We start from the raw sequence: 25,839 nt of genomic DNA, 5'->3' as shown, positions 1-25,839 counted from the left end.
CCCGGACAGTGCACGGCTTTCTAAGTACACCGCTGTCGAGGCTCCGAAGCCAGTACAGATCCAGAACCCGGCCCGCTACAGATCTGGTACTGGATTGCCCAGGCCGTATGGGTTGACGATGAAGCCACGCCGCGAGAGGAGCCCGCCATGAATGTCACGACCTCCGACAGGGAACTTGAGGCCAAACACCGGGCGCTGTGGGCGCTCGGTGACTACGCGGCGATCGCCGCGCACATCGTGCGTCCACTGGGGCCCGTCCTGGTGGACGCCAGTGGCATCGGGCCCGGTGACCGCGTACTCGACGTGGCCGCCGGCACCGGCAACGTCGCCATCCCCGCCGCCGCGACGGGCGCGCGGGTGACGGCTAGTGACCTGTGTCCGGAGCTTGTCGACGAGGGACGCCGGTTGACTGCGGAGGCCGGGTTGACCATCGACTGGGCCGAGGCCAACGCCGAGGCGTTGCCCTATGCCGACGCTTCGTTCGACACGGTGCTTTCCTGTATCGGGGTGATGTTTGCTCCGCACCATCAGCAGGCCGCGGATGAACTGCTGCGTGTGACGCGCCCGGGCGGCCGGATCGGCCTGATCTCGTGGACTCCGGAGGGATTCATCGGCCAGTTGTTCGCCACCATGAAGCCGTACGTGCCCGCGCCGCCTGCCGGTGTGTCCCCGCCGCCCCGATGGGGCGACGAACAGTACGTGCGCGCCCTGCTGGGCGAACGGGTCGGCGAGTTGACCTGTGAACGGAGGGAATTGGACGTCACCGCTTACCCCGACGGCGCAGCATTCCGTGATCATTTCAAGGCCAACTACGGCCCCACGATCTCTGCCTACCGGGCCATCGCCGGTGACGCCGATCGGGTCGCGGCACTCGACGCCGAGATCGCTGCGCTCGGCGACCGGTTTCTCACCGATTCTTGGATGCCGTGGGAATACCTGTTGGTGAGTACCCGCAAGTTGACGCCGCGGGTTCAGATGTAACCTCTGCCGCCTTGATTTATTTGCCTAGCCACGTAACTATGTGGCTAGGCAATAATTGTCTAGCCACATATCGACGGCGGGTCGGCGAGCAGGAGGAGCCATGCGAGCAGTAGTGATCACCAAAAAGGGCGGGCCATCGGTCCTGCAACTGCAGGAGTGGCCTGATCCGCCGGCTCCTGAAAGGGGCAGCGTCCGTATCGCGGTGCGAGCCGCCGGTGTGAACTTCGCGGACGCGTTGTACCGCGTAGGACTCAATCCCGTGTCGCCCGAGATTCCCTTTGTTCCCGGATTCGACGTGGCGGGAATCGTCGAGGCGGTGGGCGAGGGCGTCGACACGGCCTTGCTGGGCCGTCGAGTCTTTGCGGGGACGCGTTACGGAGGCTATGCCGAGATAGCCGATGTCGGTGCCGATGACGTTGCCGTACTGCCAGACGAGCTGAGTTTCGAACAAGGCGGGGCGATCTTCACCAACTACGCAACGGCATGGGAGGGACTGTTCGGGTCCGGGCATCTGCGCGCTGGTCAGCGCGTCCTCGTCCACGCTGCCGCCGGCGGCGTGGGCATCGCGGCGGTACAGCTGGCGAAGGCTGCTGGTGCGGAGGTGCACGGCACCGCGTCGCCGTCGAAGCATGGCCGGTTGCGCGATCTGGGGGTCGACCGCACCATCGATTACCGTCAAGACGGGTGGTGGGAGGGCCTGACGTCCTACGACGTCATTCTCGAAGCCATCGGGGGAACATCGTTGCGAAGGTCCTACCGGCTGCTTCGTCCCGGCGGCCGTGTCATCACCTACGGAGCATCGTCGCTTCTGCGGGGCGAACAGCGTTCACTTCGTACCGCGATGCCGCAGGCCCTGGCAATGATGCGCGGGTTCAACCTCCTGAAACAACTTGATGAGTCAAAAACGGTGGTGGGCCTGAACATCATGGGGCTCTGGGAAGAACGCGGGTCGCTACGGTCATGGCTCGAACCGCTCGAACGCAAACTGGCGGACGGATCGATTCAGCCCGTCGTTCACGCCGCCGTGCCCTTTGCCGACGCGCCCGAAGCGCACCGTATTCTGGCCGCCCGCAAGAATTTCGGGAAAGTGGTGTTGATTCCATAAGTCGTGTAGCTGGCCACATATATTGCCAACAACCCTCGCGACCCCGCTCACTCCAGGAGATGACGATGCGACCGAATCCGCCAGACCTCGAGGCCATTCGACGCACCGAGACCGTGAAGGTGGCGCCGATCGCCTTCGGGATCTTCGCGTTGTCGCGCGCGTTCCACGGATGGGGGTCGGAAATGCTGTTGGAACTGGGCTTGCATCCCGGTCAGGAACTCATCCTGATGCAGCTCTACGACCGGGACGGTCAGACTCAATCAGAGCTACAGCAGGCCCTCGGCGTGGATCACTCGACGATCTCGCGGGCGATCAAGCGCATGCAGCTCAGCGAGCTGGTGGCGCGGGCGGCTTCCGACAATGACCGTCGCGCCAAAGAGGTGTGGCTGACCGACAAAGGCCTAGCGCTGCGCAAGCCTCTCGAACGGCTGTGGACGTCGCTCGAGCAGTGTGCGATTGAGGCTGTGCCTCCGAGCCGGCGCGCGGAGTTCGCAAGGTCGGTCGCCAAACTCGAGCAGACCTACACCTCCGCCCGCCGCGCTCGGGAGCGCTAGTGGCCGAGATTCACATTCGCATCAACTGCTCTGCGTTGCGGTGAGCGATCGCATGGCGCTGGTCATCGGTGAGGTCGGATTGGACCAGGAAGTCCGCCACATCGTCACGTACGAGGTAGGGAAAGTCCTCGGAGTGAATGATCCGGTCGGCGCCGACCTCGGCAAGGATGTACTGCAGCTGATTGCCGCTGTACATTCCTGACGGCGTGACCCATACGTGGTCGCGGTAGTAGTCACTCACAGTTCGTTCGAGGTAACGGGTCTTCGCGAACGTTCCGTCGAGGCGCTCGAGCCATCCGGCGGCGAATTCGCCCCAGTGACCGCTCAGTAGTTTCAGCTTCGGATGCCGGTCCAGCGCGCCGGACAGGATGAGCCTGATGATGTGTATGCCCGCTTCCATGTGCCATCCGAAGGCGTGGGTGGCGAAGGTGAAATGCACTGCGGCCGGCCAATTGCCGGCGTAAGGAATGATTGATGCCGGACCATCGGGCATCCCGGGGTGCACGTAGATGGGAAGGTCCACCTCCTCGGCTGCGGCCAGGATGGGATCAAAGCGTTCGTCATCCAGGAATCGGCCGCCGCAGGTTCCGGTGATCAAGGTTCCCACGAACCCGAGTTCGTTCACGCACCGCTTCATCTCATCTGCTGCAGCGGCGGGATCGTGCAGGGGAATAGTGGCGAACCCGCGGAATCGCGTCGGGTGCTCTGAAATTTGTTGTGCCAGGCGGTCATTGACCTTCCGGCAGAGGTCGACAGCCTCAGGGTGATCAAGGTTGTTCGGACTGAATGCGCCGTGTGACACGACTTGGACGTCGATCCCGGCCCGGTCCATGTGGGCAAGCCTGTTGCCCCCGAGTTGTTCGGCCGAATCCCGATCGGGCATGAATTCTTCCTGAATGAAGGTGGCGAATCCGTCGTCGGGCGCCACCGGCAGCGGTCCCGATAACGCCCGAACTTCCGCGCTGACCTCGGGGTGGTGGAAGTGTTCCTCGACGGTGATGACCCGCAACGATTCCATGATTGATAGACTAATAAATAAAATTGATTGTGTAAACAACGTGCTCCAGCGTTCCCTCTGGCGCGGGCCAAACTGCCGTCATGGCATCGGCTCTGCCATTCTGGGAACGTCGGAACCGAGGAGGGAACTTCGAATGTCAGCTGCAGCGTCACGCCGGAGCGGCCGCGGCGGCAAACCGGCGCAGTCGTCCGAACCGTCGCAGCGGGGCGCCAACAACACCCGAGATGTGATCTTGGAGACGGCGATCGACTGTTTCGCTCGATCTGGCTACGAAGGCACGTCCATGTCTGCCGTCGCGCGCGCCGCTGGTGTTGCGCAGCCGCTGATGCACTATTACTTCACTTCAAAGGACGATCTCTGGCGGGCGGCGGTCGGTAGGGCCTTCAACGAGATGTTGGTGCAGCAGGAGCTCAATCATGAGCTCAAGGAGCTAGACCCCGTCTCGGCGCTGCAGGTGCTGATTCGACGGCACATCTCCTTCCTGGCCCGACATCCCAACGTCGCCCCCTTGCTCGCGAGTGAATCGCAGTTCGCGACAGAGCGGGTCCACTGGCTCTCCGACACCTACATCGCCCCGTTGGAGGAGCACCTCGCGAAGTTGATCAAGCTCGGCCAGCAGGATGGTCGAATCCGGGACGACCTCCCGATTCCGTACGTCGCACGCTTCATCATCGGCAGCGCATCGGCGTTCTTCATGACGGGCGCGTTGATGGAGCGGATGTACGACATCGATACCGCGGATCCCGACGCAGTCGAGACGTACACACGGGTCACGATCGATCTGTTGTTGGGTGGACTGCTGACCACCAAGCACCGTTGATCACGCTGGTGCGGGACCTGGGGCGCTGGTGGGTGAGTGGGTGGCAACGCTATTGCTCAGCGTGCCGATGCCCCCAATCTCGATTTCGACGATGTCCCCGGGCCGGAGGAAGCGGCCGGCTGCTGCGCCGACGCCCGATGGCGTCCCGGTGCAGATCACGTCACCTGGTAGCAAGGTGACCATTCTTGAGACCGTCGACACGAGCGTGGGAATGTCGAATATTAAATCGCTTGTCCTGCCTTGCTGTTGAACTTCGCCGTTAACTCTGGTGGTCAGACCGATGTCCAGCGGCAAGGAGAACGAGTCCATCGTCACCACCGCGGGGCCGATCGGCTTGAACGTGTCCATCGCCTTTGAGAGGCCAAGGCCGGCCGAGCCTGGTTCGCCTAGGGCGGCCGCCTGTAGATCCCGGGCCGATACGTCGTTGACGCACGTCAGCCCGCCGACGTAGTCCCAAGCATCTTCGGCTGAGACGTTGTATGCGGCGCGCGCGATCACCACGCCGACCTCGCCCTCGTAATCGACATGGTCTGGTGCTGCCGGCGGAAGGATGATCTGGTCGCCGGGGCCGGCCACCGGTCCGCCGTCGACGCAGAAGAATGTCGGCTCGGCGGGAATCCCTAACCCGGTCTCGGTCGCATGTGCGCGATAGTTCAGTCCGACGACGACGAAGCGGCACGGCTTGGCCACTGGCGCAAGCACATTGACATCTTCGAATGTCACACGGGCGCGGATGGGTGCGGTCGAGGCCAGCGTAGGACCGGCCTCGAATAGTGCCGCTATATCTGCATACGGCAGATCGAGCAGCAGCAGGCCGTCCCCGTCGTTGCGTGCGAGTCCCAGGGACGTTCGGTAGAGGTGCATGACTTCTTGCCTTTCATGTGATTCGCGCAGTGCGTCACCGCGTTGCGCGCTTCGTCGGGTCTTGACGAAGCCGTCCACGTCAATCTAGTTTGATAAACCTATCAAGAAAAATGATGAAGTAAACAAATATCGGAGGTTGCAGTGCCACAGGAAGCTCCCCAGGAAACCGTGGAGACCACGGCGTCCATCAGCCCGGCACGGCTGGCGCACGTGGTCCTGCGCACCACGCAATACGACGCGATGCTCGCTTGGTACCAAGCGGTGCTCTGCGCCTGGCCGACATTCGAGGTTCCGGGTGCACTGTGTTTCATGACTTACGACGACGAACACCACCGAGTCGCGATCGCCAACGTGCCCACCCTGGCGGAACGGCCGGACATGGCTGTCGGACTTGAGCATGTCGCGTTCACCTACGGCACCCTGGGTGATCTCGTCGCGACCTACGAGCGGCTGAAATCGCTTGGGATCGAGCCTTACTGGACCATCAACCACGGCCCGACCATCTCGTTCTACTACCGGGACCCGGACGGCAATCAGATCGAACTACAAGTTGACAACTTCGCCACCATCGAAGAAACCAATGCCTTTCTCGCCGTCGAGTTTCCGAAGAATCCGATCGGCGTAGAGATCGATCCCGACGACTTCGTACGCCGATTCCACAGCGGGACCCCCGAATCCGAGCTGCGTAAGCGGCCCGACACCGGAGCGGGCGGGTTCGATGCCGTCCGTACGAAATGAGCGGTACCGGCATGCACACCGAACCCAATTCCCCTGTGAACGACGAAACACGCCGCGCGATCGAGGCCCTGTCCACCGAGTACTCGTGGCTCGTCGACCACGGATACGCCGACCGGGCAGCAGAACTGTTCACCGATGATGCCGTGCTTTCGACGGGAGCCCATGACGCCAGCGGGATCGTCGACATCCGCCGACACCTGGGCGAGCGGGCTCAGAACCGTGACATCCGGTCTCGCCATGTGGTGACCAACATCCGGCTGCTCGGTGAAGGTCCGGAGCAGGTACGCGGAACGCTTGTCATGACCATCTACCGCAGCATCGGCGAGTCTGCCCGGCCCCACATGATCATCGGCGACGTCGAGGATCTGTACCGACTCGGAACCGATGGCCGTTGGCGCCTTGCGGAACGCAAGCTGACGCCGACTTTCCTCATCGGTGACCTCTGACGCCGACCATCACCCCCACCTGAGTACCCGCCCTCTTTCGGCGACCCAAAAGGAGATAGCAGTGGCAGACTTTGAAGTTCCGGTGTTGATCGTCGGTGGCGGCGCAACCGGTCTGACGACATCGATCATGTTGTCGGAATACGGCATTGACCACATGCTCATCGAGCGCCACGATTCGACATCCGAACTGCCCAAAGCTCACTACCTGAATCCGCGCACGATGGAGATTCTGCGCCAGTTCGACGTCGCCGAGGCGGTGTATGCACAAGGTATCCCGCTGAACCACATGTCGAAGGTCGAGTGGCGCACAACTCTCACCGGTCAAGGGCCATTCGATGGCAAGCAGCTCTTCGAAATGGAGTGCTTCGGCGCCGGCGACTCCACCGCCGAGTACCGGCGCAATTCGGTATGCCCGCCCACGAACCTGCCGCAGCTGCGCCTCGAGCCGGTGCTGCGCGCCCAGGCGCAATCCCGTAACCCCGCCGGCGTGAAGTTCGGGCACGAGTTGATCACGCTGGTCCACGACGACCAGGGGGTCAACGCAACGGTACGAGATCTGGCCGATGACGAAGTCCATTCGGTCCGTGCGCAATACGTTGTCGGCGCCGACGGGGGCAAGACGCTCGGGCAACTTCTCGGAATTGCCATGGTCGGTCCGTCCAAGATTTTCGAAACCATCACCGCGCACATCTGCGCAGACCTCTCCTCATGGTGGAACGAGGGCGTCATCATCGCTCATTTCCTGCCGAGCGGCGGGCGCCTGGTTCCGATGGGTCCCACCTGGGGGCCAAGCTCGCAGGAATGGACAGCGCACTTCGCAGTACTTCCCGGTGAACCCGTGCCCGCTGACGCGGCGATCGTGGCGAAGATCGGTGAACTGATCGGCACCGACATCGACATCACGGTCAAGAAGATCAGCCATTGGTGGGCCGAGTCCACGATCGCGGAACGCTATCAGGACGGTCGCATTCTCTTGGTCGGCGACTCCGCCCATCGTCTCCCACCGACCACCGGTCTCGGTCTCAACTCCGGTATCCAAGACGTGCACAACCTCGCCTGGAAGCTCACCGCTGTGCTTCGGGGGGACGCACCACCACGCCTGCTGGAGAGTTATGGGGCAGAACGTCAACCGGTCGGCCTTCGCAACGTCGAGTGGGCCATGTTCGCGGCCCAGAATCACCTCGCCATCGACGCCGGATTCGGGCTCATCCCGTTTCCATTGCCACCCGAGGTGGACGCGTTGATCGTCAGCGGCTTTTTCGCCGACGGACTGGTGGGGGAGGCGCGGCGAGCACGTTTCCGCACCGTCGTCGAGACCCAGTGCATCGAGTTCTGCGCACAAGAACTCGAGATGGGATATGCGTACGCCGGCGGGGCGCTCGTGGCCGACGGGTCCACGCCACCCATAGGTGATCCGCTCGGCCAGGTCTATCACCCCACGACACGCCCGGGCCATCGACTGCCCCATGCCTGGCTGGAGCAGGCCGGCCAACGTTTGTCCACTCACGATCTCATCGGCGCCCGAGACGCCGGCGTGCTCATCACCGGTAGCCGAGGCAGTGCGTGGGTCGCCGCGGCCGCCGAGGTCGCCGAGAAGTTGGGCGTGCGCATCGCGACGGCCCAAATCGGCACCACGCACCGCGACGTCGACGGCCAATGGGACATCATGTGTGAAGTCGACGACGACGGTGCCGTGCTCGTCCGCCCCGACAACCACGTTGCGTGGCGGAGTCAGTCGTCCAGCGATCAGCCGGTCCTGGCGCTCGCTGCAGCTGTGGAAGCGGTGCTCGCCCGGTGACCGGTGGGCAGTACGTCGGGTCGCAAACAGAGCAGCCTCTTTGGCGGGTGGACCCGGCAGTGTCGAAGATCTGGTTCGAAGCTCGCTGGATGTTCGGAATATTCACAGCCATAGGTGTTTTCGAGTGTTTCGACGGCTGGGCATCGATGCAAGATGATGGCTCGCTGCTCGGTGAGCTGACCATAGACCCGGCGAGTGTCAACACGGGCAACCGGCTCCGGGACCACGATCTGCAAAACCGGTTCTTTCTCGACTCGGCCAAATTTCCGGTCATCAGGTTCAGCTCGCAGGACGTCACCGTCACGAGCCGAACGATCACCGGTACCGGACGGCTGTCGGTGCGCGGCCGAAGCATCGAAGTTCCCGTCCACGGAACGGCCCGCGTCGACGCCGATCACCTGACCATGTCGGGAAGCGCGACTCTTGACATTCGACAGTTCGGCTGGCTCTCAGCCCTGGGGTACATCAGGCGGTCGCTCGTCATCAACGGTGCGTTGTCACTGGGGCGCCATGAATAGCGGCGTGTCACATCCTCTGGCGCAGAGCGTGCCGGCGCGCCACGCAGAGAACTTGGACGATCGTTATCTACTCGCTGACGGCACGGTGTACCTCACCGGAATTCAGGCCCTCGTCCGCATGATCCGCGACCGCGCCCTGGTCGATGCGCGCCGCGGGCTTCGATCGGCAAGTTTCGTGGCCGGCTACGAAGGGTCACCGCTCGCCGGTTACGACATCGAGTTGGCGCGGCGGCTCACATTGTTCGGTGACGTCGAAATCGTTCACCGCCCAGCGGTCAACGAAGAACTGGCGGCGACCTCCGTCGCAGGAACGCAACTCGCCCGTCAGGCCGGATCCCTGCGACCCGACGGAGTGACGGGTTACTGGTACGGCAAATCGCCAGGGCTGGACCGTGCTTCCGATGCCATCCGGCATGCCAACCTGATCGGCACCGATCCCGCGGGTGGCGCGGTGGCCCTCATCGGTGACGACCCGGCAGGAAAGTCGTCGACCTACCCCTGCTCGTCAGAGGTGGCCGTCAGCGATCTGTACCTACCGACCCTGTATCCCGCCGATTCTCAAGACATTCTGGACTTCGGGATCCACGCGGCTCATCTGTCCCGATTCACCGGAACCTGGTCCGCACTCAAGATCACCACCGCAGTTGCCGATGGTGCGAGCACCGCGGTCGTCAACCCGGACCGGATCAACCCGACGATCGCAGGTCTCGAACCCAGCACGCACCGGCCGTCGGCCATGCTGATCGGCGCGAACCTTGCGGCACTGGAACACAGCCTTCTCACCCGACGATTTCCACGAGCGTTGGACTACGCGCAAGCCAACGGCCTCAACGTCATCACCGAGACGACCGCCGACGACCGAATCGGTGTCATCGCCGCAGGCAAGACGTACCTGGACGTGCGCGAGGCGCTGGAGCGGCTGGGACTGGGAGATTCGCAAAGCTTGGCACGCCACGGAATCAGGTTGATCAAGCTCGGCATGGTGAATCCGGTGGACCCACAGATCGTCCGCCGTTTCGCACAAGGCCTCGAAGAAATCATCGTGGTCGAAGAGAAGCGCTCGTTCATCGAGACCGCGGTCAGGGAAATCCTGTACGCAAGGGCGGACGCCCCGGTGATCGTCGGAAAGTCCGACCATGCCGGCCGTGCCCTCTTCTCGCCGTCCGGTGAGCTCGACGTCGACCGGGTGATCGGGGGTCTGGCGCGTCGACTCGGCGAGGGTCACCACATCGAACCGGCGCAGCGATGGATCGAACGTCCGCGCCCGCCTGCTCGAATCGAGTTACCCGTGATCGCGCGCACGCCCTACTTCTGTTCCGGTTGCCCACATAACAGCTCCACCCGCACTGCCGAGGACACCCTCGTCGGCGCCGGCATCGGATGCCACGGCCTTGTCATGGTGATGGACGAGGGGCAGGCCGGCCACGTCCTCGGTGTCACTCAAATGGGAGGTGAAGGCGCCCAATGGATCGGAATGGCACCGTTCATCGATCGAGACCACCTTGTGCAGAACATCGGTGACGGCACATTCACGCACTCGGGAAGCCTCGCCGTGCGCGCCGCTGTCGCAGCCGGCATCAACATCACCTACCGACTGCTGTACAACTCTGCCGTCGCGATGACCGGGGGCCAGGATCCGATCGGGGGAATGCCACTCAGCCGCGTGATCGATTCACTGTGGGCGGAAGGGGTTTCCGACATCGTGGTGACCACCGACGACGTCCGGCGAACCCGTAGGCAGGCTCGACTCGGTCGGGATGTCATTGTCAAGCATCGCGACGAGCTCGAGAAAGAGCAAGCCCGCCTCGCCGCTGTGAATGGGGTCACCGTGCTGATTCATGACCAGGAGTGCGCGGCGGAAAAGCGGCGAAAGCGCAAGCGCGGTCTGATGCCAACACCTGCCGAGCGGGTCGTTATCAACCAGCGCATCTGCGAAGGATGCGGCGACTGCGGGGTCCAATCGAATTGTCTGTCGGTCAGACCCGTACAGACCGAATTCGGTCGCAAGACTGAAATCCACCAGTCATCCTGCAATCTCGACTTCTCCTGCTTACACGGGGACTGCCCGTCCTTTGTCACCGTCATTCCCGACGAACACGCGAAACGGGCACCGGCCCCCGGCGTAGAAGACATCGACGCCGATTTGATTCCGTTACCACTCACCGCAACGCCGACCGAGGCGCAGATACGCATCGTTGGAATCGGTGGCACCGGAATCGTCACCATCGCGCAACTTCTGGCGACGGCCGCTGCCTTGGAGGGCAAGCATGTGCGCAGCCTCGATCAGACCGGGCTGGCGCAGAAGGGCGGCGCCGTCATCTCCGATCTCAAGGTCTCGTTACAGCCAGTCTTGCGACCGGGCAAGCTCAGCGCACAGTCCTGCGACCTCTATCTGGTGTCTGATCCGTTGGCCGGAACCGACGCGGCCAACCTCAAGGTGCTGTCGCGGCAGCGCACCGTGGCGGTTGTCTCGTCGGCGCAGATCCCCACCGGTCAGATGGTCATCGACACGTCGTTGAAGCTTCCGGACTTCGCCGACATGCACGCGGCGATCATGCAGGAAACCAGCCGCTGCGTGTCGCTGAATGCCGGCGAGCTGGCGCGCGAAGCACTCGGGGATGAGCAGTTCAGCAACGTCGTGATGCTCGGAGTAGCGTTCCAGACCGGCCGGCTGCCCTTGTCGAGCGAAGCCATCGAACGCGCCATCGAAATCAATGGCGTTGACGTTCACCGCAATCATCAGGCGTTCCGCCTGGGCCGACGGCAGGTGGCGCACGGCGCCGACAGCGATCCATCGCCACAAACCTCCAGCGGGGGCGAACACAGCACTTCCGAAGTCGACCTGCAGCGCCTGATCGATCGCCGAGTCGCAGATCTCATCGAGTATCAGGCTTTCGGCTACGCCGAGTTCTACCGGAAGCAGATCGAGCGGGTACGTGAAGCCGAACGTCGTGTCAGACCAGATTCGACGGCGCTTGCCGAGGCAGCAGCACGGTACCTCTACAAGCTGATGGCGTACAAGGACGAATACGAAGTCGCCCGACTCGCATTGGATCCCGAGTTCAAATCGAGTGTCCAACAGCAGTTCGGTGCTACCAGCAAAGCCTATATTCACCTGCACCCACCGGTTATTCGTGCGTTGGGCATGCGTAACAAGCTCCGACTGGGCAACCGGTTCACGCCTGCCTTTCGGCTCCTGAAGGCGATGCGTCGACTGCGCGGAACTCCGTTGGACATCTTCGGCTACACAGGTGTTCGCCGGTTGGAACGCGAGCTCATCGGCGAGTACACCACGATCCTGCACAGGCTGACTGCGGAGCTGACCACCGGCAATCACTCCACCGCGGTCGCGATCGCGAAGCTTCCCGACGGAATTCGCGGCTATGAACAGATCAAGCTTGACAACGTCGATCGCTATCGCAGCCAGGTCGCCACCCTTCTCGAGGAATTCGACACGTTATGAACACCAGAGTTCTGCACCAGCCCAACCACAATGGACACCTTCTCAGCGAGGCGCTCCGTCGACATGCGGATGCCCCGATGCTCACGTCAGGGCTCATCACGCTGACGGGTCGTCAACTGAGCGACGAAATCAGCAGGTACATGCAAGCGGTCGACTCACTGGCCGTCCAGGCTGATTCGTTCGTTGCGGTGCTCGCCCACAACCGCCCTGAGGTCTTGATCGACATTGCGGCAATGCACATTCGCGGCTATCGGCGCGTAGCGTTGCATCCGCTTGGCTCACTCGACGACCACGCTTACATTCTCGAAGATGCCGGCGTCACCTCACTGATCATCGATCCGACGCCGGCTTATGCGCAGCGCGCACTCGCACTCATCGAGCGGGTGGAATCACTGTGTCAAATTCTGACGCTCGGCCCCGTGCCCGAAGAGCTGTCCCACGTCGCAACGGACCTCTGTGCGCAGGCGGCGACGTTCGTACCGCAACCACTGGTTGTCGTCCCTCTGCCGCCTGAACACATTGTCAGTCTGGTGTATACCGGCGGCACGACAGGACGGCCGAAGGGCGTCGTGCTCACGGCGGGCACCTATTTCACGATGACGACAATCCAACTGGCGGAATGGGAGTGGCCGAAGCGCCCCCAGTTCCTCACCTGTACGCCACTCTCGCACGCCGGCGCGACCTTCATCGTCCCCGTAATGGTCAAGGGGGGAACGGTAGCCCTACTTCCCAGATTCGATGCAGCCGCAGTGCTTGAGACGATCGAGAAGAGACGGATCACGGCGCTGATGCTCGTCCCGTCGATGATCTACTCGCTCCTGGATCACCCCGACCTCCGTACCCGCGACCTATCGTCGCTCGAGACGATCTACTATGGCGCCTCCGCAATCAGCCCGACACGGCTGGACGAGGCGATCGAGCACTTCGGTCCGAAATTCGCCCAGTTCTATGGCCAATCCGAGGCTCCGATGGCCATCACCTATCTGCCCACCGACGAACACCAGAAACAACGCCGCACCTCTTGTGGACGGCCGACACAGTTCTCACGCTGCACGCTTCTGAGCGAAGACGGTCAACCGGTGCCGCAAGGTGAGGTCGGTGAAATCTGCGTCAGCGGACCACTACTCAGTCACGGCTACTGGAATCAAGGCCAGATGACCGAGGACACTTTCCGGGACGGTTGGCTGCACACCGGAGATCTCGCTCGTGAAGACCCGGACGGCTACTGGTACATCGTGGATCGGGTCAAAGACATGATCATCACGGGCGGATTCAACGTCTATCCACGGGAAGTGGAGGACATCGTCGCGGAACACCCTGCCGTACAACAGGTCTGCGTCGTCGGAACGCCGGATGACAAGTGGGGGGAGGCGGTTACCGCGGTGATCGTCTTGCGCGCTAAATCCGCCCGGGACGACGGGTACATCGCGGTTCTCACTTCGGAGATCCGCGCAGCAGTCCGAAGCCGCAAGGGGCCGGTTCACTCACCGAAGAGAGTGGTGGTAGTGGACGCCATTCCGCTCACCGGGCTGGGGAAACCGGACAAGAAAGCAGTACGCGGCCTCCTTGAGAGTTTCTCGGCCGCAGGGCGATCAATCGAACCAGCAAATAACCCAACGATGACAGGAGCCCACGAATGAGCGCGATCGACATCGCGACGGAAGCAGCTGTTCCCGCCCGGCACTGGATCAATGCGCAATGGACGGAATCCCGAACAACCGCACAATCCATCAACCCGTCAACCGGCGAAGCCGTCGGACACTATCAAGACGGCGGCGACGACGAAGCGGCGGCTGCCATCACCGCCGCCAGCGCCGCTTTCGAGACGGGGGAGTGGGCCCGCGATGTGAACCAGCGGGCACGTGCCCTATCTCAGATTGCTGATGGCGTGGAGGCGAGATCGTACGAACTTGCGTCGATGATGAGTCAAGAGAATGGCATGTTGTTGTGGCAGACGATGTTCCAGGTCGGCACCGCCGTCCAGTGGTTGCGCTACAACGCCGCGGCATGCCTCATCAGCTCAGATGTGGGGCGTCATGCCGAAATCGGCGCGGACGTGCACTTCCGCTCCATTCCAGAGGCTCTTGGAGTCGCGGGGATCATCACGCCCTGGAATGCGCCGATCACCCTGACCGTGAGGGCCTTGGGGCCTGCTTTGGCTGCGGGGTGCACGGCGGTCATCAAGATGCCGGCGCAGACGGCGCTGACCAACACCCTTTTCGCGGAGATCATCGCTGAGTGCTCGGCCATTCCAGCCGGAGTGGTGAATATTTTCACCGAATCGGGTAGTCGCGGTGCGGAGTTGATGGTGAGCTCGCCGAAAGTGGCAGTGATCAGCTACACGGGCAGTACACCGGTCGGCCGGAAGATCGTTGAAGCGAGTGCTGCCACCCTCAAACGGCTCAATCTCGAGCTGGGTGGCAAGACTCCGTTGATTCTGCTCGACGACGCCGATCTCGACGTCGCGATCCCAACCGTGGTGTCTGCCGCAACGATGTTCAACGGCCAGTTCTGCGTCACCGGATCACGGGTGCTCGTGCACCGCGCCATTGCCGATGAGGTCCGGGCTCGGCTCAGTGAGGCACTGGCCGCGATACAGCCCGGTCGAAGCGATGACCCCGCTAGCCAGATCGGACCGTTGATCGACAGGGCGAGCGCAGAGCGCGTCGACCGATTGGTGGAAGATGCTCTCGGGCATGCCGTGCCATTGGTCCGGGGCGGACTCATCACTGATGGGCCGCTGGCCTCCGGGGCGTTCTACCGCCCCACACTGCTCGAAGTGCAGCGGCTCGACATCCCGGTGGTTCAACAGGAACTATTCGGTCCGGTGCAGACATTCGAACTTTTCGATTCCGACGCTGAAGCCGTTCATCGGGCAAATGCAACCGAATATGGTTTGGGTGCAGCGGTATTCACGCGTAAGCCGGGCCGCGCCCATGCCATCGGCCGTGGTTTACAGACCGCCGGTGTATGGATCAATACCTGGGGACTGTTGAACGAGAAGTTCGAGCAGGGCGGGTTCAAGGCGAGCAGCAACGGAGGTTTCCTGTGCGGTCCACGTGCTCTCGAGCAGTTCCAGCAGGTCAAAGTGTATGGGGAAGTTGCTCCCGCGCCAGTGGTTTCGTCTTAGATCAAATACCCAGAAGCTCTAGGACGGTACCTGCACACCGCGATCACCCCGGAGATGGAGGGGTGCGCCGGGCTGTGCGCATACGAGCGAGCAACAATTCTGAAAGAGGATGAAGGTAAATGGATTTACGCGACAAGGTGGTAGTGCTGACCGCCGCCGGCGGGGGCATAGGGCGTTCGGTTGCACGGATCTTCGGGCGCTCGGGTTCTCATGTCGTGGTGTCCGACCGCGACAGTGCCGCAGCCAGGGCTGTTGCCGACGAGATCGTTGCCGGCGGGGGTAGGGCAACAGGGGTCGGGTGTGACGTCTCGGTCGATGAAGACGTCGCTTCGTTGGCGAATGTCGTGAACCAGATCGGGCCTGTCGACGTGCTGTTCAACAATGCGGGCGTGGCCGCTGCCGGCCCGATCGGCAAAATCCCGCTCGACGACTGGCGATGGATTTTCGAGGTCAACGTGCTCGGGCAGGTTCGCGCGATCAACGCGTTCCTCCCTGGGATGGCCGATCGCAGGTCGGGGCTGATCATCAACACGTCGTCCAGCCTCGCGTTGTTCCCTGAGGCGCCGTTACTGCTGCCGTATATCTGTTCCAAGGCAGGTATTCTCGGATTCACCGAAGCATTGTCCTTGATGTGCACCCCGCTGGGTATCCGGGTGATGGTGCTCGCTCCGCATATCACCGAAACCAACTTTCTGTTCAGCGCCCGACTGAGCGGAATCGAGCCCGAACAGGCAATGCAGATACTGCCGCTTTCCGAGGTGCAACCACCTGAGGCGGTGGCCGATGCACTCTTCCGTGCGATAGCGGCGGGCGAATTCCTGGCCACAAACGCCCCAGACGCCGACTCATTACTGTTGGACCGGGCAGCCGACCGCTTTGAGCCCAAAGTTCGGTCATGCGCCAGTTTGGCCGATCCGATCGCCGGCCTAGCCGGCTTGCTTGCTGGAGCCCGCAATCCTGGGCGGGCGGTCGGTACCAGTGACCGGCTCAGTGATTGACGACGATCAATGATTTGCCGATGAATTCCATCTGTGCATGAGGTGGGATGGGCATCCGCACAGCTCGTTTGGTCCGGGGCCCGCCGGGTTTGGGGCACGGATGGCACTATGTCTGCATGCCCGGAGACGCGCCAGAGTTACCGACGTTGAGCGAGGCTGATCAGGCCGCACTGGAGAAATGGCTGCGGGAGCAGCAAATCGGATCGACGGTGACCGACGTGGCGCCGCTGACCGGCGGAACCCAGAACATCGTCGTGGGCATGTGCGTCGACGGTCGTCGAATGGTCTTGCGGCGCCCCCCTTTACACCCACGCCCGACGAGCGACAAGACCATGCTGCGGGAGATCGCCGTACTGCGGACGCTGGCCGGATCGGCCGTGCCGCATCCGGGATTCATCGCCGCCTGCACCGATCTCGACGTGATCGGCGTGGTGTTCTACCTGATGGAGGAGGTCGACGGGTTCAACCCGGGGACCGATGTGAGTGACGCCTACCGCGACGACGCTGACCTGCGCTACCGGGTCGGGCTGTCCTATGCCGGGAGCCTGGCGGAGCTGGGCAATGTCGAGTGGGAGAACAGCGAGCTCGCCGCCATCCGCCGGCCGGGATCGTTTCTGGCCCGCCAGGTTCCGCAGTTCCTCGGACTGCTCGACAGCTACCGCCACGAGCACTACTCGTCCGAGTCGTTGACGGGCGTGGGCGATCTGGCGCAGTGGCTGGAGGACAACCGCCCGCCCGACGCCGAACCCGGCATCATGCACGGCGACGCGCACCTCAACAACGTCCTGCTGCGCCGCGAGACTCCTGAACTGGCCGCGTTCATCGATTGGGAGATGTGCACGATCGGCGATCCGCTGCTCGATCTCGGGTGGATGCTCGTGTGCTGGCCGGATGATCCCAATCCGATCAACGCGGGCTCGGCACTGGCAGCGCTCGGCGGACTGGCTCACCGCAGCGAATTGATCGAGGCGTACCGGGCCGCCGGAGGCCGACAGACCGACCGGCTGGATTGGTATGTGGCGCTGGCATGTTTCAAACTCGGCATCGTCATCGAGGGAACCTGGTCGCGATACCTGGCCGGGCGAGCCAGCCGCGACGCCGGTGAGCAACTGCACGCTTCGGCGGAGAACCTGCTTGTGCTCGGAACACGGGTGGCCAAGGGGGACAACCCCTTCGAATAGTCATGGGTCGTCAGTAGGTGTCGAGCGCGAGCTTGACGGCAAGTGCGACTCCCGCCGCGCCGATCAGAAACCGCAATGGGGTGGCGGGTGCGTGGCGCACCACGATCGGACCCAGTCGGGAGCCGATCAGGCATCCGATGCCCAGCGGCACCACCGCGCCCCAGTGCACCGGAGCGAAGAACACGAAGATGAGCGCGGCGACGGCGTTGGCGACGCCGGAGATGACATTCTTACCCGCATTGGCATGCGCCAGCGTTGCACCACCCGCACGAAGCAACAGCGCGAGCAGCAGCACCCCGGCCGCCGCTCCGAAATAGCCGCCGTAGATGGTGATCAGGAAGATGGCGGCGGCTTCCGACGCCGCCCGGATCCGGTGCTGATTATGGTTGGCGATGCGGGCTTCGCGGTGTTCGCGGCGCGGCAGCAGGATTGCCACGGACGCGAAACCGATCAGGATCGGCACCACCCGTTCGAACCCCTCAGCCGGGGTGGACAGCAGTAGTGCCGCCCCCGCCACGCCGCCGAGCGCGGCGACAGGAATGATCCGCTTGAGCCAGGCCCCCTGTCCGGCCAGTTCTGGCCGTGAGCCCCAGACCGAACCGACACCGTTGAACACCACAGCCACGGTGTTGGTCACGTTCGCCGTCACCGGGGGCAACCCGACCATCAGCAGCGCGGGGTAAGTGGCCACGGAGGCCAGCCCGGCGATGCTGCCGGTGAGTCCGCCGGCAATCCCGGCGAAAAAGAGCAGTGCAACGTCGGCGATGCTCATGCGGCGTCCACTCCGCCGAGACTACGTAGCCAAAAAGTGTTTGCGTGACCGGACGGGCTGCGTCTAGCATCGCCAACGTGCCAAGGCGACTTGTAGTAGCAACCCGCAGCGGGGTCTGATCAGACCGACCCCCCGCTGTGGGTCGTTCGCTACTTCGTCGGTCACTTCCTCTGAGCAAGAGAAGACCGGCACATGTATCTCACTTCACCAGCACCGCAATCGGGTGATCCGATGTCATTCTCGGCCCACTTCACCACCCCGTTGCCGCGCGACCTCCGCGATGCGGGCGAATCGACATCCTGGGAGCAGTTCCTGGGCGAATATTCGCCGTCGGCGGGCCCACTGCGACTGGGGCACTTCAGTTGCGCCGACGAGCGCAGGACAGGCAGCCGCCTCGGCCCGCAGGCCCGCAGCTACCGGGCGACGCTGGCCATCGGCGACGAAATCGCCACCTCGACCGCGGCGGCCAGCGGGCCCGTGGCGGCGCTGACCGCGATGCTGCATGACCGCGGCGTCAGCGTCGAGACCACCTCGTTCCACCAACTGCCCGCCGCGGGGCAGACCGCCACCTTCATCGAAGGTTGCGACGGTCTGCATCGCCGATGGGCCGTGGGACTGTCCGACGACCCGGTGCAGTCGGCCCTGTCCGCGGTGATCGCCTGCGCCAACCGGCTGATGGCGGCCTGAGCGAGTTAGCCGTCGACTACGGTGACCGTTTCGTCCAGTGGCGCGCGGCCGGTCCGAACGTAGGGGACGGTGGGGTCCTCATAGCCAATGGACATGCCGCAGAACAGGATTAGTTCAGGTGGAGGGGTGAGGACGTCGGCGACGGTGCCGCGGACTTGAGACCACGCCATCTGAGGACAGCTGTGCAGTCCCTCGGCACGTAGCAGCAGCATGACGGTCTGCAGGTACATCCCGAGGTCCGCCCACTGCGCGGGGCCCAGATCACGGTCGATATAGCAGAACAGCGCGGCCGGTGCGCCGAAGCAGTCCCAGTTGGCGATCGCGGCGCGTTGGCGGGCGTCCCAGTCGTCGCGGGCAATGCCGAGGGCGCTGTAGCGCTCCTTGCCGAAGGCCGCGCGACGGTCGCCGTAGAGCGCTTTCATGTCGGTGGGGTACATCTCGTACTCCCGCTCGTCCCAGGGTTCGCCGTTGGCCACGCGTTCCGTGGCCCGTTTCTTGAGCTCGGCCAGCGGAGCGCCGGTGACCACGTAGATGTGCCAGGGCTGGATGTTCGAGGCGGACGGCGACCAGGCGGCGGCCGTCAGCACATGCTGTAGAACCTCGGTGGGGACGGGCTGATCAGTGAATCCGCGTACCGCCCGTCGGCTGGTGACCGCGTCGTAGACGTCAATCATGGCGTGCCTCCCGGATAGATTGTCGCGTTTGCGACTATCTCATTCAAGACGGTAGTGGCGCGAATTATTCCCGGGTGTGGTTGCGCGAGGTTGACTACGGCTCCGGTGGCGGGCTCAGACGGATCAGGAGTTCTTTCAGTTGCTCGACGTCGCCTGGTGGCATCGCGGCAACCAGGCGTTCGGCCAGAGGCCGCGCCGCTACATGTGCGGCGTCGAAAAGCTCCAGGCCTTTCGGGGTGACCTCGACCGCCCGCACCCGCCGGTCACCCGGAACCGGTTTGCGCACCGCTAGGCCCTTGTGTTCCAGGTCGTCGATGACTCGCATGATTGCCGACTTGTCGGACCCGGTGGCCTCTACGAGATCCCGTTGTTCCGTCGGGCCGTGATTGACGAGCTCGAGCAGGACCGCGAAATGGCGCATCTCGATGCCGAGGGGTGCAAGTGCCTCCGACATCACGGCCGACGCATGCCAGTGGGCCCGCCTCAGCAGCAATCCGAGGGCGAACGGCGAGGTATCGCCGGCGCGATCGGTCGCGCGCGGCGTCGATGCCTCCTTGACTTCATCGGCGGTCATGTCGCGACGTTAGACGCCTGGAGCGCCGAATGGCCAGTTACCGCACGGCGATACGTCGGACGCGTGCGACAACTGGCCAATGGGCCGTCGAATGCCTCAGTGCAGCGGGCGCAGCACGATCGGCATACCGTCGATCGGGACCGGCATGCCGCCGTAGTCGTAGCGCGGCTGGTAACCCGGGCCGGCGAGCTCCAGCTTGTAGCGGCGCAGCAGTCGGTGCATCACGGTCTTGATCTCCAGCTGGCCGAACACCATGCCGATGCACTTGTGGGCGCCGCCACCGAACGGCGCGAACGCATACCGGTGACTCTTGTGCTCGCTGCGTGGCTCGGCGAAGCGGTCCGGGTCGAACTTGTCCGGGTCCGTCCACAGCTCTGGCAGGCGGTGGTTGATCGATGGCCACGTGACCACGCTCGTGCCGGCCGGGATGAAGTAGCCCAGCAACTCGGTGTCGCGCACGGCCTCGCGGAAGTTGAACGGCAGCGGTGTCTGCATCCGCAACGACTCGTTGATCACCAGGTCGTAGGTTTCCAGCTTGTCCAGCGCCTCGAAGTCCAGCGGTCCGTCACCGATGCGCGCGGAGTCGTCGCGCATGCGCTCTTGCCACTCCGGATTGGCCGCCAGGTGGTAGGCCATCGTCGTCATCGTCGAGGTGGACGTGTCGTGGGCGGCCATCATCAGGAAGATCATGTGGCTGATGATCTGGTCGTCGGTGAAGGTCTGGCCGTCCTCATCGGCGGAATGACACAGCACGCTGAACATGTCGGTGCTCTCCGACTGGCGCTTCTCCCCGATGCGGCTGGCGAAGTAGTCCTCGAGAGTCTTGCGGGCCTGGATGCCCCGCCACCACTTCAGTGGGGGCACTGACGTCCGCACGATCGCGTTGCCGGCCCGCGTCGTGGTGGTGAACGCGTTATTGATCGTGGTGACCAGGGCGCGGTCGGTTCCCGCGGGGACGCCCATGAACACTTCCGAGGCGATGTCGAGGGTGAGCTCCTTCATCGCCGGGTGCAACAAGAATCGCGGGTCGTTGGCCACCCAGTCCTCGGCCAGCACCCTCGAGGCCACCGAGTCGATGTGCGAGATGTAGCCGGTCAGCCTGGTGCGGGTGAACGCCTCCTGCATGATCCGGCGGTGGAACATGTGCTCGTCGAAGTCGAGCAGCATCAGGCCGCCTTCGAAGAACGGGCCGATCACCGGATCCCAGGCGCGCTGCGAGAAATCCTTGTTGCGGTTGGAGAAGACGGCCTGGGTGGCGTCGGGACCGAGCGCCATCACCGAGGACAGGGCGGGGGACTGCGCGTAGTAGAGCGGGCCGTTCTTGCGGTACTGCTCAAGGATGAAGTCGGGACCGCCACGGAAGATCTCGATCATGTGGCCGATGATCGGCAAACCGGAGTCGCCCATGATCGGCTTGAGGCCGCTGCCGGCGGGGGGTTCGGCGAAGACGAACTGGTCCCACTCCTTGGCCTTGAGGCGCTTTTCGAGCACGCCCATTCCCGGCAACGTGTTGGGCGTCGGGGTGAACCGACGCTTGGCCTGATCGAGCAGGTAATGCGGGGTGCTGATGGTTGTCATGGGCCGCTCCTGACCAACAAAGTCCGACGAAGTGTGGTCGATGTCACCACTTGAGGCCATCCTGACTGTCAGACTTGACGCATGTCAAGTTTTGAACTGGCGCGTCGTGGATGCAAAGGTCTAATGCCATGACCGCCGAATCGATACCGGGGAGCAGCAATGGCTCCACCGGGCGTCCGCAGGCCCGTCGCAGCCGTGGTGACCGGCAACGCGAGGCCATCGTGACGGCTGTGCGGGAACTGCTCGAGGAGCAGTCGTTCGCGGATTTGTCGGTGAGCACCATCAGCGAACGCGCCGGGGTGGCCCGGTCGGGCTTCTACTTCTACTTCGATTCGAAGTACGCGGTGCTGGCGGTGATCGTGTCTGACGCGATGGAACAACTCGCCGCGTTGACCCACAACTACGCGCCCCGCGACGCCGGTGAAACGCCAGCCGCCTTCGCCAAGCGGATGGTCGGAAGCGCGGCCACCGTCTTCGCGACCAACGATCCGATCATGTCGGCCTGCACCGTCGCGCAGAACACCGACGCCCAGATCCGGGAGTTGATGAACGACTACGAGGACGCGGTGATCGACCAAATCGTGGGCCTGGTCGAACAAGATGGCGGTGCCCGTCCGATCTCGGATGACCTCCCGGCCCTGGTCCGTACCCTCGTGGCGACCACGGCGATGACGCTGTCGCACGACTCCGCCTTCGTCGGGCGGGGACCCGACCCGGCCCGTGCGCTCGACGTGGTCGAGCGACTGTGGCTCAACGCACTGTGGGGCGGGCAGGACGGTTAGCACCACAGGTAAGGTCACCGCTATGGGGAGTGATACCGCGGGTAACGCCCGGGCGGACTTTTCGGGGAAAAAGTGCTTGATCACCGGCGCAGCCAGCGGCATCGGCCGGGCTACCGCCCTTGCCCTGGCGGCCCGGGGTGCTGAGCTGTACCTGACCGACCGCGATGAGGTCGGTCTGGCCCAGACCGTCGCCGACGCCAAGGCGCTCGGCGCCGAGGTGCCTGCCCACCGAGCGCTGGATATCTCCGACTACGACCAGGTGGCGGCATTCGCTGCCGACATCCATGCCGCCCATGCGTCGATGGATGTGGTCATGAATATCGCCGGGGTATCGGCGTGGGGGACGGTCGACCAACTCACCCACCAACACTGGCGCTCGATGATCGACGTCAACCTGATGGGCCCGATCCACGTGATCGAGACATTCCTGCCGCCGATGGTGCAGGCTCGCCGCGGCGGGCATCTGGTGAACGTGTCCTCGGCCGCCGGCATCGTGGCGCTGCCCTGGCACAGCGCTTACAGCGCGAGTAAGTACGGGCTGCGTGGACTGAGTGAAGTGCTGCGTTTCGACCTGGCGCGGCACCGCATCGGGGTGTCGGTCGTGGTGCCGGGTGCGGTGAAAACCGGTCTGGTGCAGACGGTTCAGATCGCCGGTGTCGATCGGGAAGATCCGAACGTACAGAAATGGGTGGACCGGTTCGCCGGCCACGCCATCTCGGCGGAGAAGGCGGCCGACAAGATCCTGGCCGGGATGGCGCGCAACCGGTTTCTGATCTACACGTCGGTCGACATCCGCGCCCTGTACGCCTTCAAGCGCGTCGCGTGGTGGCCCTACAGTGTGGCCATGCGGCAGGTCAACGTGCTCTTCAGCCGGGCACTACGGCCGAAATCCGTGCAGCGCTAGCGTTTTCCCCAGTGCCACGAGGGCGTGTTCAGCATGCCGAACCCGTCCACCTTCGTCTCACCCCACTGCTTGTAGAGCTCGACCTCGATCGCGGAGCTCCGCTGCTCATCGGCCGCCGGCGTGGTCTCCAGGAAGTCCAGTAGTGCGCGCGAATGCGTCACCACGACCACCTGGGACTGCTTGGCGGCCGTGCGGACCAGCGATGCCAGCGGTCGGACCAGATCGGGGTGCAGCGACGTCTCAGGCTCGTTGAGCACCATCAGCGATGGTGGCCGGGGGCTGGCCAGGGCCGTCGCCCACAGCAGGAAACGCAGTGTGCCGTCCGATAATTCGGCTGCACGTAACGGTCGTAGCATGCCGCGCTGACGCAGCTGCAGATCGAACAGCCCGTCGTTGACCGCCACCGAGATGGTGGCGCCGTCGAACGCGTCGGCTACTGCACGGGCCAGATCGTCGAACGTCGTCTCGATGATCGTCTGCACCGCCGCGGCCAGATCCGAGCCGTCGTCGGAGAGCACCGGCGTACGGGTACCGACATGCGGCTGGCGGGCGGGTGCGGCGGCATCGACCCGGAACCCGTCGTAGAACCGCCAGTCGCGCAACCGGTCCGACACCGCCGACAGCTCCGGAAGCGCGTCCGGATGTGCGTACTCGGCGAGCAGGCTGCGGTAGGAGGGCAGTGAACGGGTCAATTCATCGAAACCCCGACCAGACTGGGCGGCCACCTCGGCGTACTCGCGGGTGCGGCGCACCAGCGCCGAGGCCGGACGCAGCACCGGCCCGGCGAAGACCACCTCGCGCTTGATCTCCGGATCGAGCGCGAACGCGGACGGCTCACCGCCCGACCCGGCCATCTGCGGCAGGCCGAGATCCACCAGATAGCCGAAATCATCTGCAGAGAAACCGAGTTCGAGGGACACGGGGCGGGTTCGTGTGGTGCCCTGGGCATGCTCGGACGGCTGTTCCGGGCCCGCCCACAGCACCGATTGCAGCCCGCCCTCGCGGGCCAGTGAGCCGATCACCTGGCCCCGCCCGCAGTCCGCCAGTAGCCTCAGCGCCCGATAGATGGAGGACTTTCCGGTGCCGTTGGCGCCGGTGACCACGGTGAGCTCGGCCAGCGGGAGGATCACCTCCCGTAGCGAGCGGTAGCCCCGGATCGCGATGGTCTGCAGCATGGCGTCGAGGCTATTGGTCGGTTCCGACAATCGGGGCGGTGGGAAGCTCGTCCATGGACAGTTCGAGCCGAACACCCAGCAGTCGGATCGGCCGGTCCAACTCGAACTGATCGAAGACCGCCAGCGCAGTGTCGGTGATCGCGTCGGCGTCGGTGCTCGGTGAACTCAGCTTGCGGATCTTGGTGCGGGTGTAGAACGTGCTGGTACGCACCGTGACTGCCACCCGGGTGACGATGCGTTCCTGTTCCACCACCTCGTCGAGGGTCCGCCGGGCCAGGTCCCGGATCGCGTCGTCCATCTCACTGCGGTCGGTGAGGTCCTCGGCGAAGGTGATGACGTGGCTGCGTGACCGTGGAATCCACGGCTCGGAGCTCACCTCACTGTCGCCGCCGCCCTTGGCGAGCAGCAAGATCCACAGCCCCGTACTGGGCCCGAAGGCTGCGGTGAGCACGGTGGCGTCGGTGGCAGCCAGATCGGCCACCGTGGTGATGCCCAGCGTCGCAAGCTTTTTGGTGGTCTTGGGGCCGATGCCCCACAGCGCATCGGTCGGACGGTCACCCATCACCGACATCCAATTGGTCTCGGTGAGCAGGTAGACACCCGCCGGTTTGGCCAGGCCGGTAGCCACCTTCGCGCGTTGCTTGTTGTCGCTGATACCCACCGAGCAGGACAAGCCGGTCTCGGCGGCGATCACCGTGCGGATGCGCTCGGCCAGCTCGACCGGATCGCTGACCTCGGCACCGAGATAGGCCTCGTCCCAACCCCAGACCTCCAACGGGTGGCCGAGATCGCGCAGCAGACCCATGACCTGTTCGGACGCCGCGTCGTAAGCCTCCGGGTCCGATGGCAGGAAGGTGGCGTCCGGGCATCTGCGCGCCGCGGTGCGCAGCGGCATCCCGGCGTGCACCCCGAACGCGCGCGCCTCGTACGACGCACAGGTGACCACCTTGCGGGGCTCGGTGGGATCACCGCTGCCGCCGACGATGACCGGCAGCCCTTGAAGTTCAGGGTGGCGCCGCAACTCGACCGAGGCCAGGAACTGGTCCAGGTCGACATGCAGTACCCAGGCGGTCATGGCG

At 63.9% G+C, this 25,839-nt stretch carries 24 protein-coding genes; 16 read left to right on the top strand and 8 right to left on the bottom strand.

The window, feature by feature from the left end; genetic code table 11:
• Window positions 1-147 precede the first annotated feature (147 nt).
• The 3 genes from AB0876_RS27905 (at window position 148) to AB0876_RS27895 (ending at window position 2,640) form a co-directional block, all read left to right on the top strand.
• Window positions 148-981, top strand: coding sequence for a class I SAM-dependent methyltransferase (locus AB0876_RS27905; RefSeq protein WP_491838502.1), 834 nt, complete (start codon window positions 148-150; stop codon window positions 979-981).
• A gap of 100 nt (window positions 982-1,081) precedes the next feature.
• Complete coding sequence (locus AB0876_RS27900; RefSeq protein WP_491838503.1) at window positions 1,082-2,086, top strand: zinc-binding dehydrogenase; 1,005 nt, start codon at window positions 1,082-1,084, stop codon at window positions 2,084-2,086.
• A gap of 65 nt (window positions 2,087-2,151) precedes the next feature.
• Window positions 2,152-2,640: a MarR family winged helix-turn-helix transcriptional regulator gene (locus AB0876_RS27895; protein WP_157923431.1), complete on the top strand. Its 489-nt coding sequence runs from the start codon at window positions 2,152-2,154 to the stop codon at window positions 2,638-2,640.
• A 10-nt stretch (window positions 2,641-2,650) separates the two neighbouring features.
• Here the strand turns inward: AB0876_RS27895 and AB0876_RS27890 are convergent, their stop codons facing one another.
• Window positions 2,651-3,697 (bottom strand): amidohydrolase family protein, encoded by a 1,047-nt coding sequence (locus AB0876_RS27890; protein WP_491838504.1) that lies wholly within the window; start codon window positions 3,695-3,697, stop codon window positions 2,651-2,653.
• Here AB0876_RS27890 and AB0876_RS27885 point away from each other — a divergent pair.
• On the top strand, window positions 3,639-4,478 hold the full coding sequence (locus tag AB0876_RS27885; RefSeq protein ID WP_526043479.1) for a TetR/AcrR family transcriptional regulator: 840 nt from the start codon (window positions 3,639-3,641) through the stop codon (window positions 4,476-4,478). The two genes, AB0876_RS27890 and AB0876_RS27885, sit on opposite strands and share 59 nt — an antisense overlap.
• On the opposite strand, the gene AB0876_RS27880 is transcribed toward AB0876_RS27885, so the two are convergent.
• Window positions 4,479-5,420, bottom strand: coding sequence for a fumarylacetoacetate hydrolase family protein (locus tag AB0876_RS27880; RefSeq protein ID WP_526043478.1), 942 nt, complete (start codon window positions 5,418-5,420; stop codon window positions 4,479-4,481).
• A gap of 63 nt (window positions 5,421-5,483) precedes the next feature.
• On the opposite strand from AB0876_RS27880, the gene AB0876_RS27875 reads away from it, so the two are divergent.
• The 9 genes from AB0876_RS27875 (at window position 5,484) to AB0876_RS27835 (ending at window position 17,614) form a co-directional block, all read left to right on the top strand.
• On the top strand, window positions 5,484-6,080 hold the full coding sequence (locus tag AB0876_RS27875; protein ID WP_491838507.1) for a VOC family protein: 597 nt from the start codon (window positions 5,484-5,486) through the stop codon (window positions 6,078-6,080).
• Between the two features lie 35 nt (window positions 6,081-6,115).
• Window positions 6,116-6,526 (top strand): nuclear transport factor 2 family protein, encoded by a 411-nt coding sequence (locus AB0876_RS27870; RefSeq protein WP_491838508.1) that lies wholly within the window; start codon window positions 6,116-6,118, stop codon window positions 6,524-6,526.
• Window positions 6,527-6,587: 61 nt separating this feature from the next.
• Window positions 6,588-8,324 (top strand): FAD-dependent monooxygenase, encoded by a 1,737-nt coding sequence (locus tag AB0876_RS27865; RefSeq protein WP_491838509.1) that lies wholly within the window; start codon window positions 6,588-6,590, stop codon window positions 8,322-8,324.
• Window positions 8,321-8,842: a YceI family protein gene (locus AB0876_RS27860; protein WP_491838510.1), complete on the top strand. Its 522-nt coding sequence runs from the start codon at window positions 8,321-8,323 to the stop codon at window positions 8,840-8,842. The genes AB0876_RS27865 and AB0876_RS27860 overlap by 4 nt, the downstream gene beginning before the upstream one ends.
• Window positions 8,835-12,305 carry an indolepyruvate ferredoxin oxidoreductase family protein gene (locus AB0876_RS27855; RefSeq protein WP_526043477.1) on the top strand — a complete coding sequence of 1,157 codons (3,471 nt, stop codon included), beginning with the start codon at window positions 8,835-8,837 and terminating at the stop codon, window positions 12,303-12,305. The genes AB0876_RS27860 and AB0876_RS27855 overlap by 8 nt, the downstream gene beginning before the upstream one ends.
• Complete coding sequence (locus AB0876_RS27850; protein WP_526043476.1) at window positions 12,302-13,945, top strand: AMP-binding protein; 1,644 nt, start codon at window positions 12,302-12,304, stop codon at window positions 13,943-13,945. Before AB0876_RS27855 ends, AB0876_RS27850 begins: the two co-directional genes overlap by 4 nt.
• On the top strand, window positions 13,942-15,435 hold the full coding sequence (locus AB0876_RS27845; protein ID WP_491838513.1) for an aldehyde dehydrogenase family protein: 1,494 nt from the start codon (window positions 13,942-13,944) through the stop codon (window positions 15,433-15,435). The genes AB0876_RS27850 and AB0876_RS27845 overlap by 4 nt, the downstream gene beginning before the upstream one ends.
• 143 nt (window positions 15,436-15,578) lie before the next feature.
• Window positions 15,579-16,433, top strand: coding sequence for an SDR family NAD(P)-dependent oxidoreductase (locus AB0876_RS27840; protein ID WP_491838514.1), 855 nt, complete (start codon window positions 15,579-15,581; stop codon window positions 16,431-16,433).
• Window positions 16,434-16,549: 116 nt separating this feature from the next.
• The gene (locus AB0876_RS27835; RefSeq protein WP_491838515.1) at window positions 16,550-17,614 is read left to right on the top strand and encodes a phosphotransferase family protein; all 1,065 of its coding nucleotides are present in this window, start codon (window positions 16,550-16,552) and stop codon (window positions 17,612-17,614) included.
• Between the two features lie 10 nt (window positions 17,615-17,624).
• Here AB0876_RS27835 and AB0876_RS27830 read toward each other — a convergent pair whose 3' ends face one another.
• Entirely contained in the window at window positions 17,625-18,386 is a 762-nt protein-coding gene (locus AB0876_RS27830; RefSeq protein ID WP_055112567.1) for a sulfite exporter TauE/SafE family protein, read from the bottom strand.
• Window positions 18,387-18,617: 231 nt separating this feature from the next.
• On the opposite strand from AB0876_RS27830, the gene AB0876_RS27825 reads away from it, so the two are divergent.
• Complete coding sequence (locus tag AB0876_RS27825) at window positions 18,618-19,073, top strand: 2-isopropylmalate synthase (protein WP_418022589.1); 456 nt, start codon at window positions 18,618-18,620, stop codon at window positions 19,071-19,073.
• Between the two features lie 5 nt (window positions 19,074-19,078).
• Here AB0876_RS27825 and AB0876_RS27820 read toward each other — a convergent pair whose 3' ends face one another.
• From AB0876_RS27820 to AB0876_RS27810, 3 genes are all read right to left on the bottom strand, one after another.
• Complete coding sequence (locus tag AB0876_RS27820; protein WP_491839315.1) at window positions 19,079-19,744, bottom strand: nitroreductase; 666 nt, start codon at window positions 19,742-19,744, stop codon at window positions 19,079-19,081.
• Between the two features lie 97 nt (window positions 19,745-19,841).
• Window positions 19,842-20,321, bottom strand: a complete 480-nt coding sequence (locus tag AB0876_RS27815) for a MarR family winged helix-turn-helix transcriptional regulator (protein ID WP_418022588.1) — start codon at window positions 20,319-20,321, stop codon at window positions 19,842-19,844.
• A 96-nt stretch (window positions 20,322-20,417) separates the two neighbouring features.
• Window positions 20,418-21,899 carry a cytochrome P450 gene (locus AB0876_RS27810; RefSeq protein ID WP_526043475.1) on the bottom strand — a complete coding sequence of 494 codons (1,482 nt, stop codon included), beginning with the start codon at window positions 21,897-21,899 and terminating at the stop codon, window positions 20,418-20,420.
• Between the two features lie 128 nt (window positions 21,900-22,027).
• Between AB0876_RS27810 and AB0876_RS27805 the strand changes: the two genes are divergently transcribed.
• Together AB0876_RS27805 and AB0876_RS27800 are read left to right on the top strand one after the other, a co-directional pair.
• Window positions 22,028-22,681: a TetR/AcrR family transcriptional regulator gene (locus tag AB0876_RS27805; RefSeq protein ID WP_498884240.1), complete on the top strand. Its 654-nt coding sequence runs from the start codon at window positions 22,028-22,030 to the stop codon at window positions 22,679-22,681.
• Between the two features lie 22 nt (window positions 22,682-22,703).
• Window positions 22,704-23,585 carry an SDR family oxidoreductase gene (locus AB0876_RS27800; RefSeq protein WP_491838517.1) on the top strand — a complete coding sequence of 294 codons (882 nt, stop codon included), beginning with the start codon at window positions 22,704-22,706 and terminating at the stop codon, window positions 23,583-23,585.
• Here AB0876_RS27800 and AB0876_RS27795 read toward each other — a convergent pair.
• Window positions 23,582-24,760: an AAA family ATPase gene (locus tag AB0876_RS27795; RefSeq protein WP_526043474.1), complete on the bottom strand. Its 1,179-nt coding sequence runs from the start codon at window positions 24,758-24,760 to the stop codon at window positions 23,582-23,584. The two genes, AB0876_RS27800 and AB0876_RS27795, sit on opposite strands and share 4 nt — an antisense overlap.
• 10 nt (window positions 24,761-24,770) lie before the next feature.
• Window positions 24,771-25,835: a DNA polymerase IV gene (locus AB0876_RS27790; protein ID WP_526043473.1), complete on the bottom strand. Its 1,065-nt coding sequence runs from the start codon at window positions 25,833-25,835 to the stop codon at window positions 24,771-24,773.
• Window positions 25,836-25,839: the final 4 nt, after the last annotated feature.

It is taken from the genome of Mycobacterium sp. NPDC049093 (assembly GCF_040704635.1).
GTDB lineage: Bacteria > Actinomycetota > Actinomycetes > Mycobacteriales > Mycobacteriaceae > Mycobacterium.
This window is presented reverse-complemented; position numbering and strand designations above follow the sequence as displayed.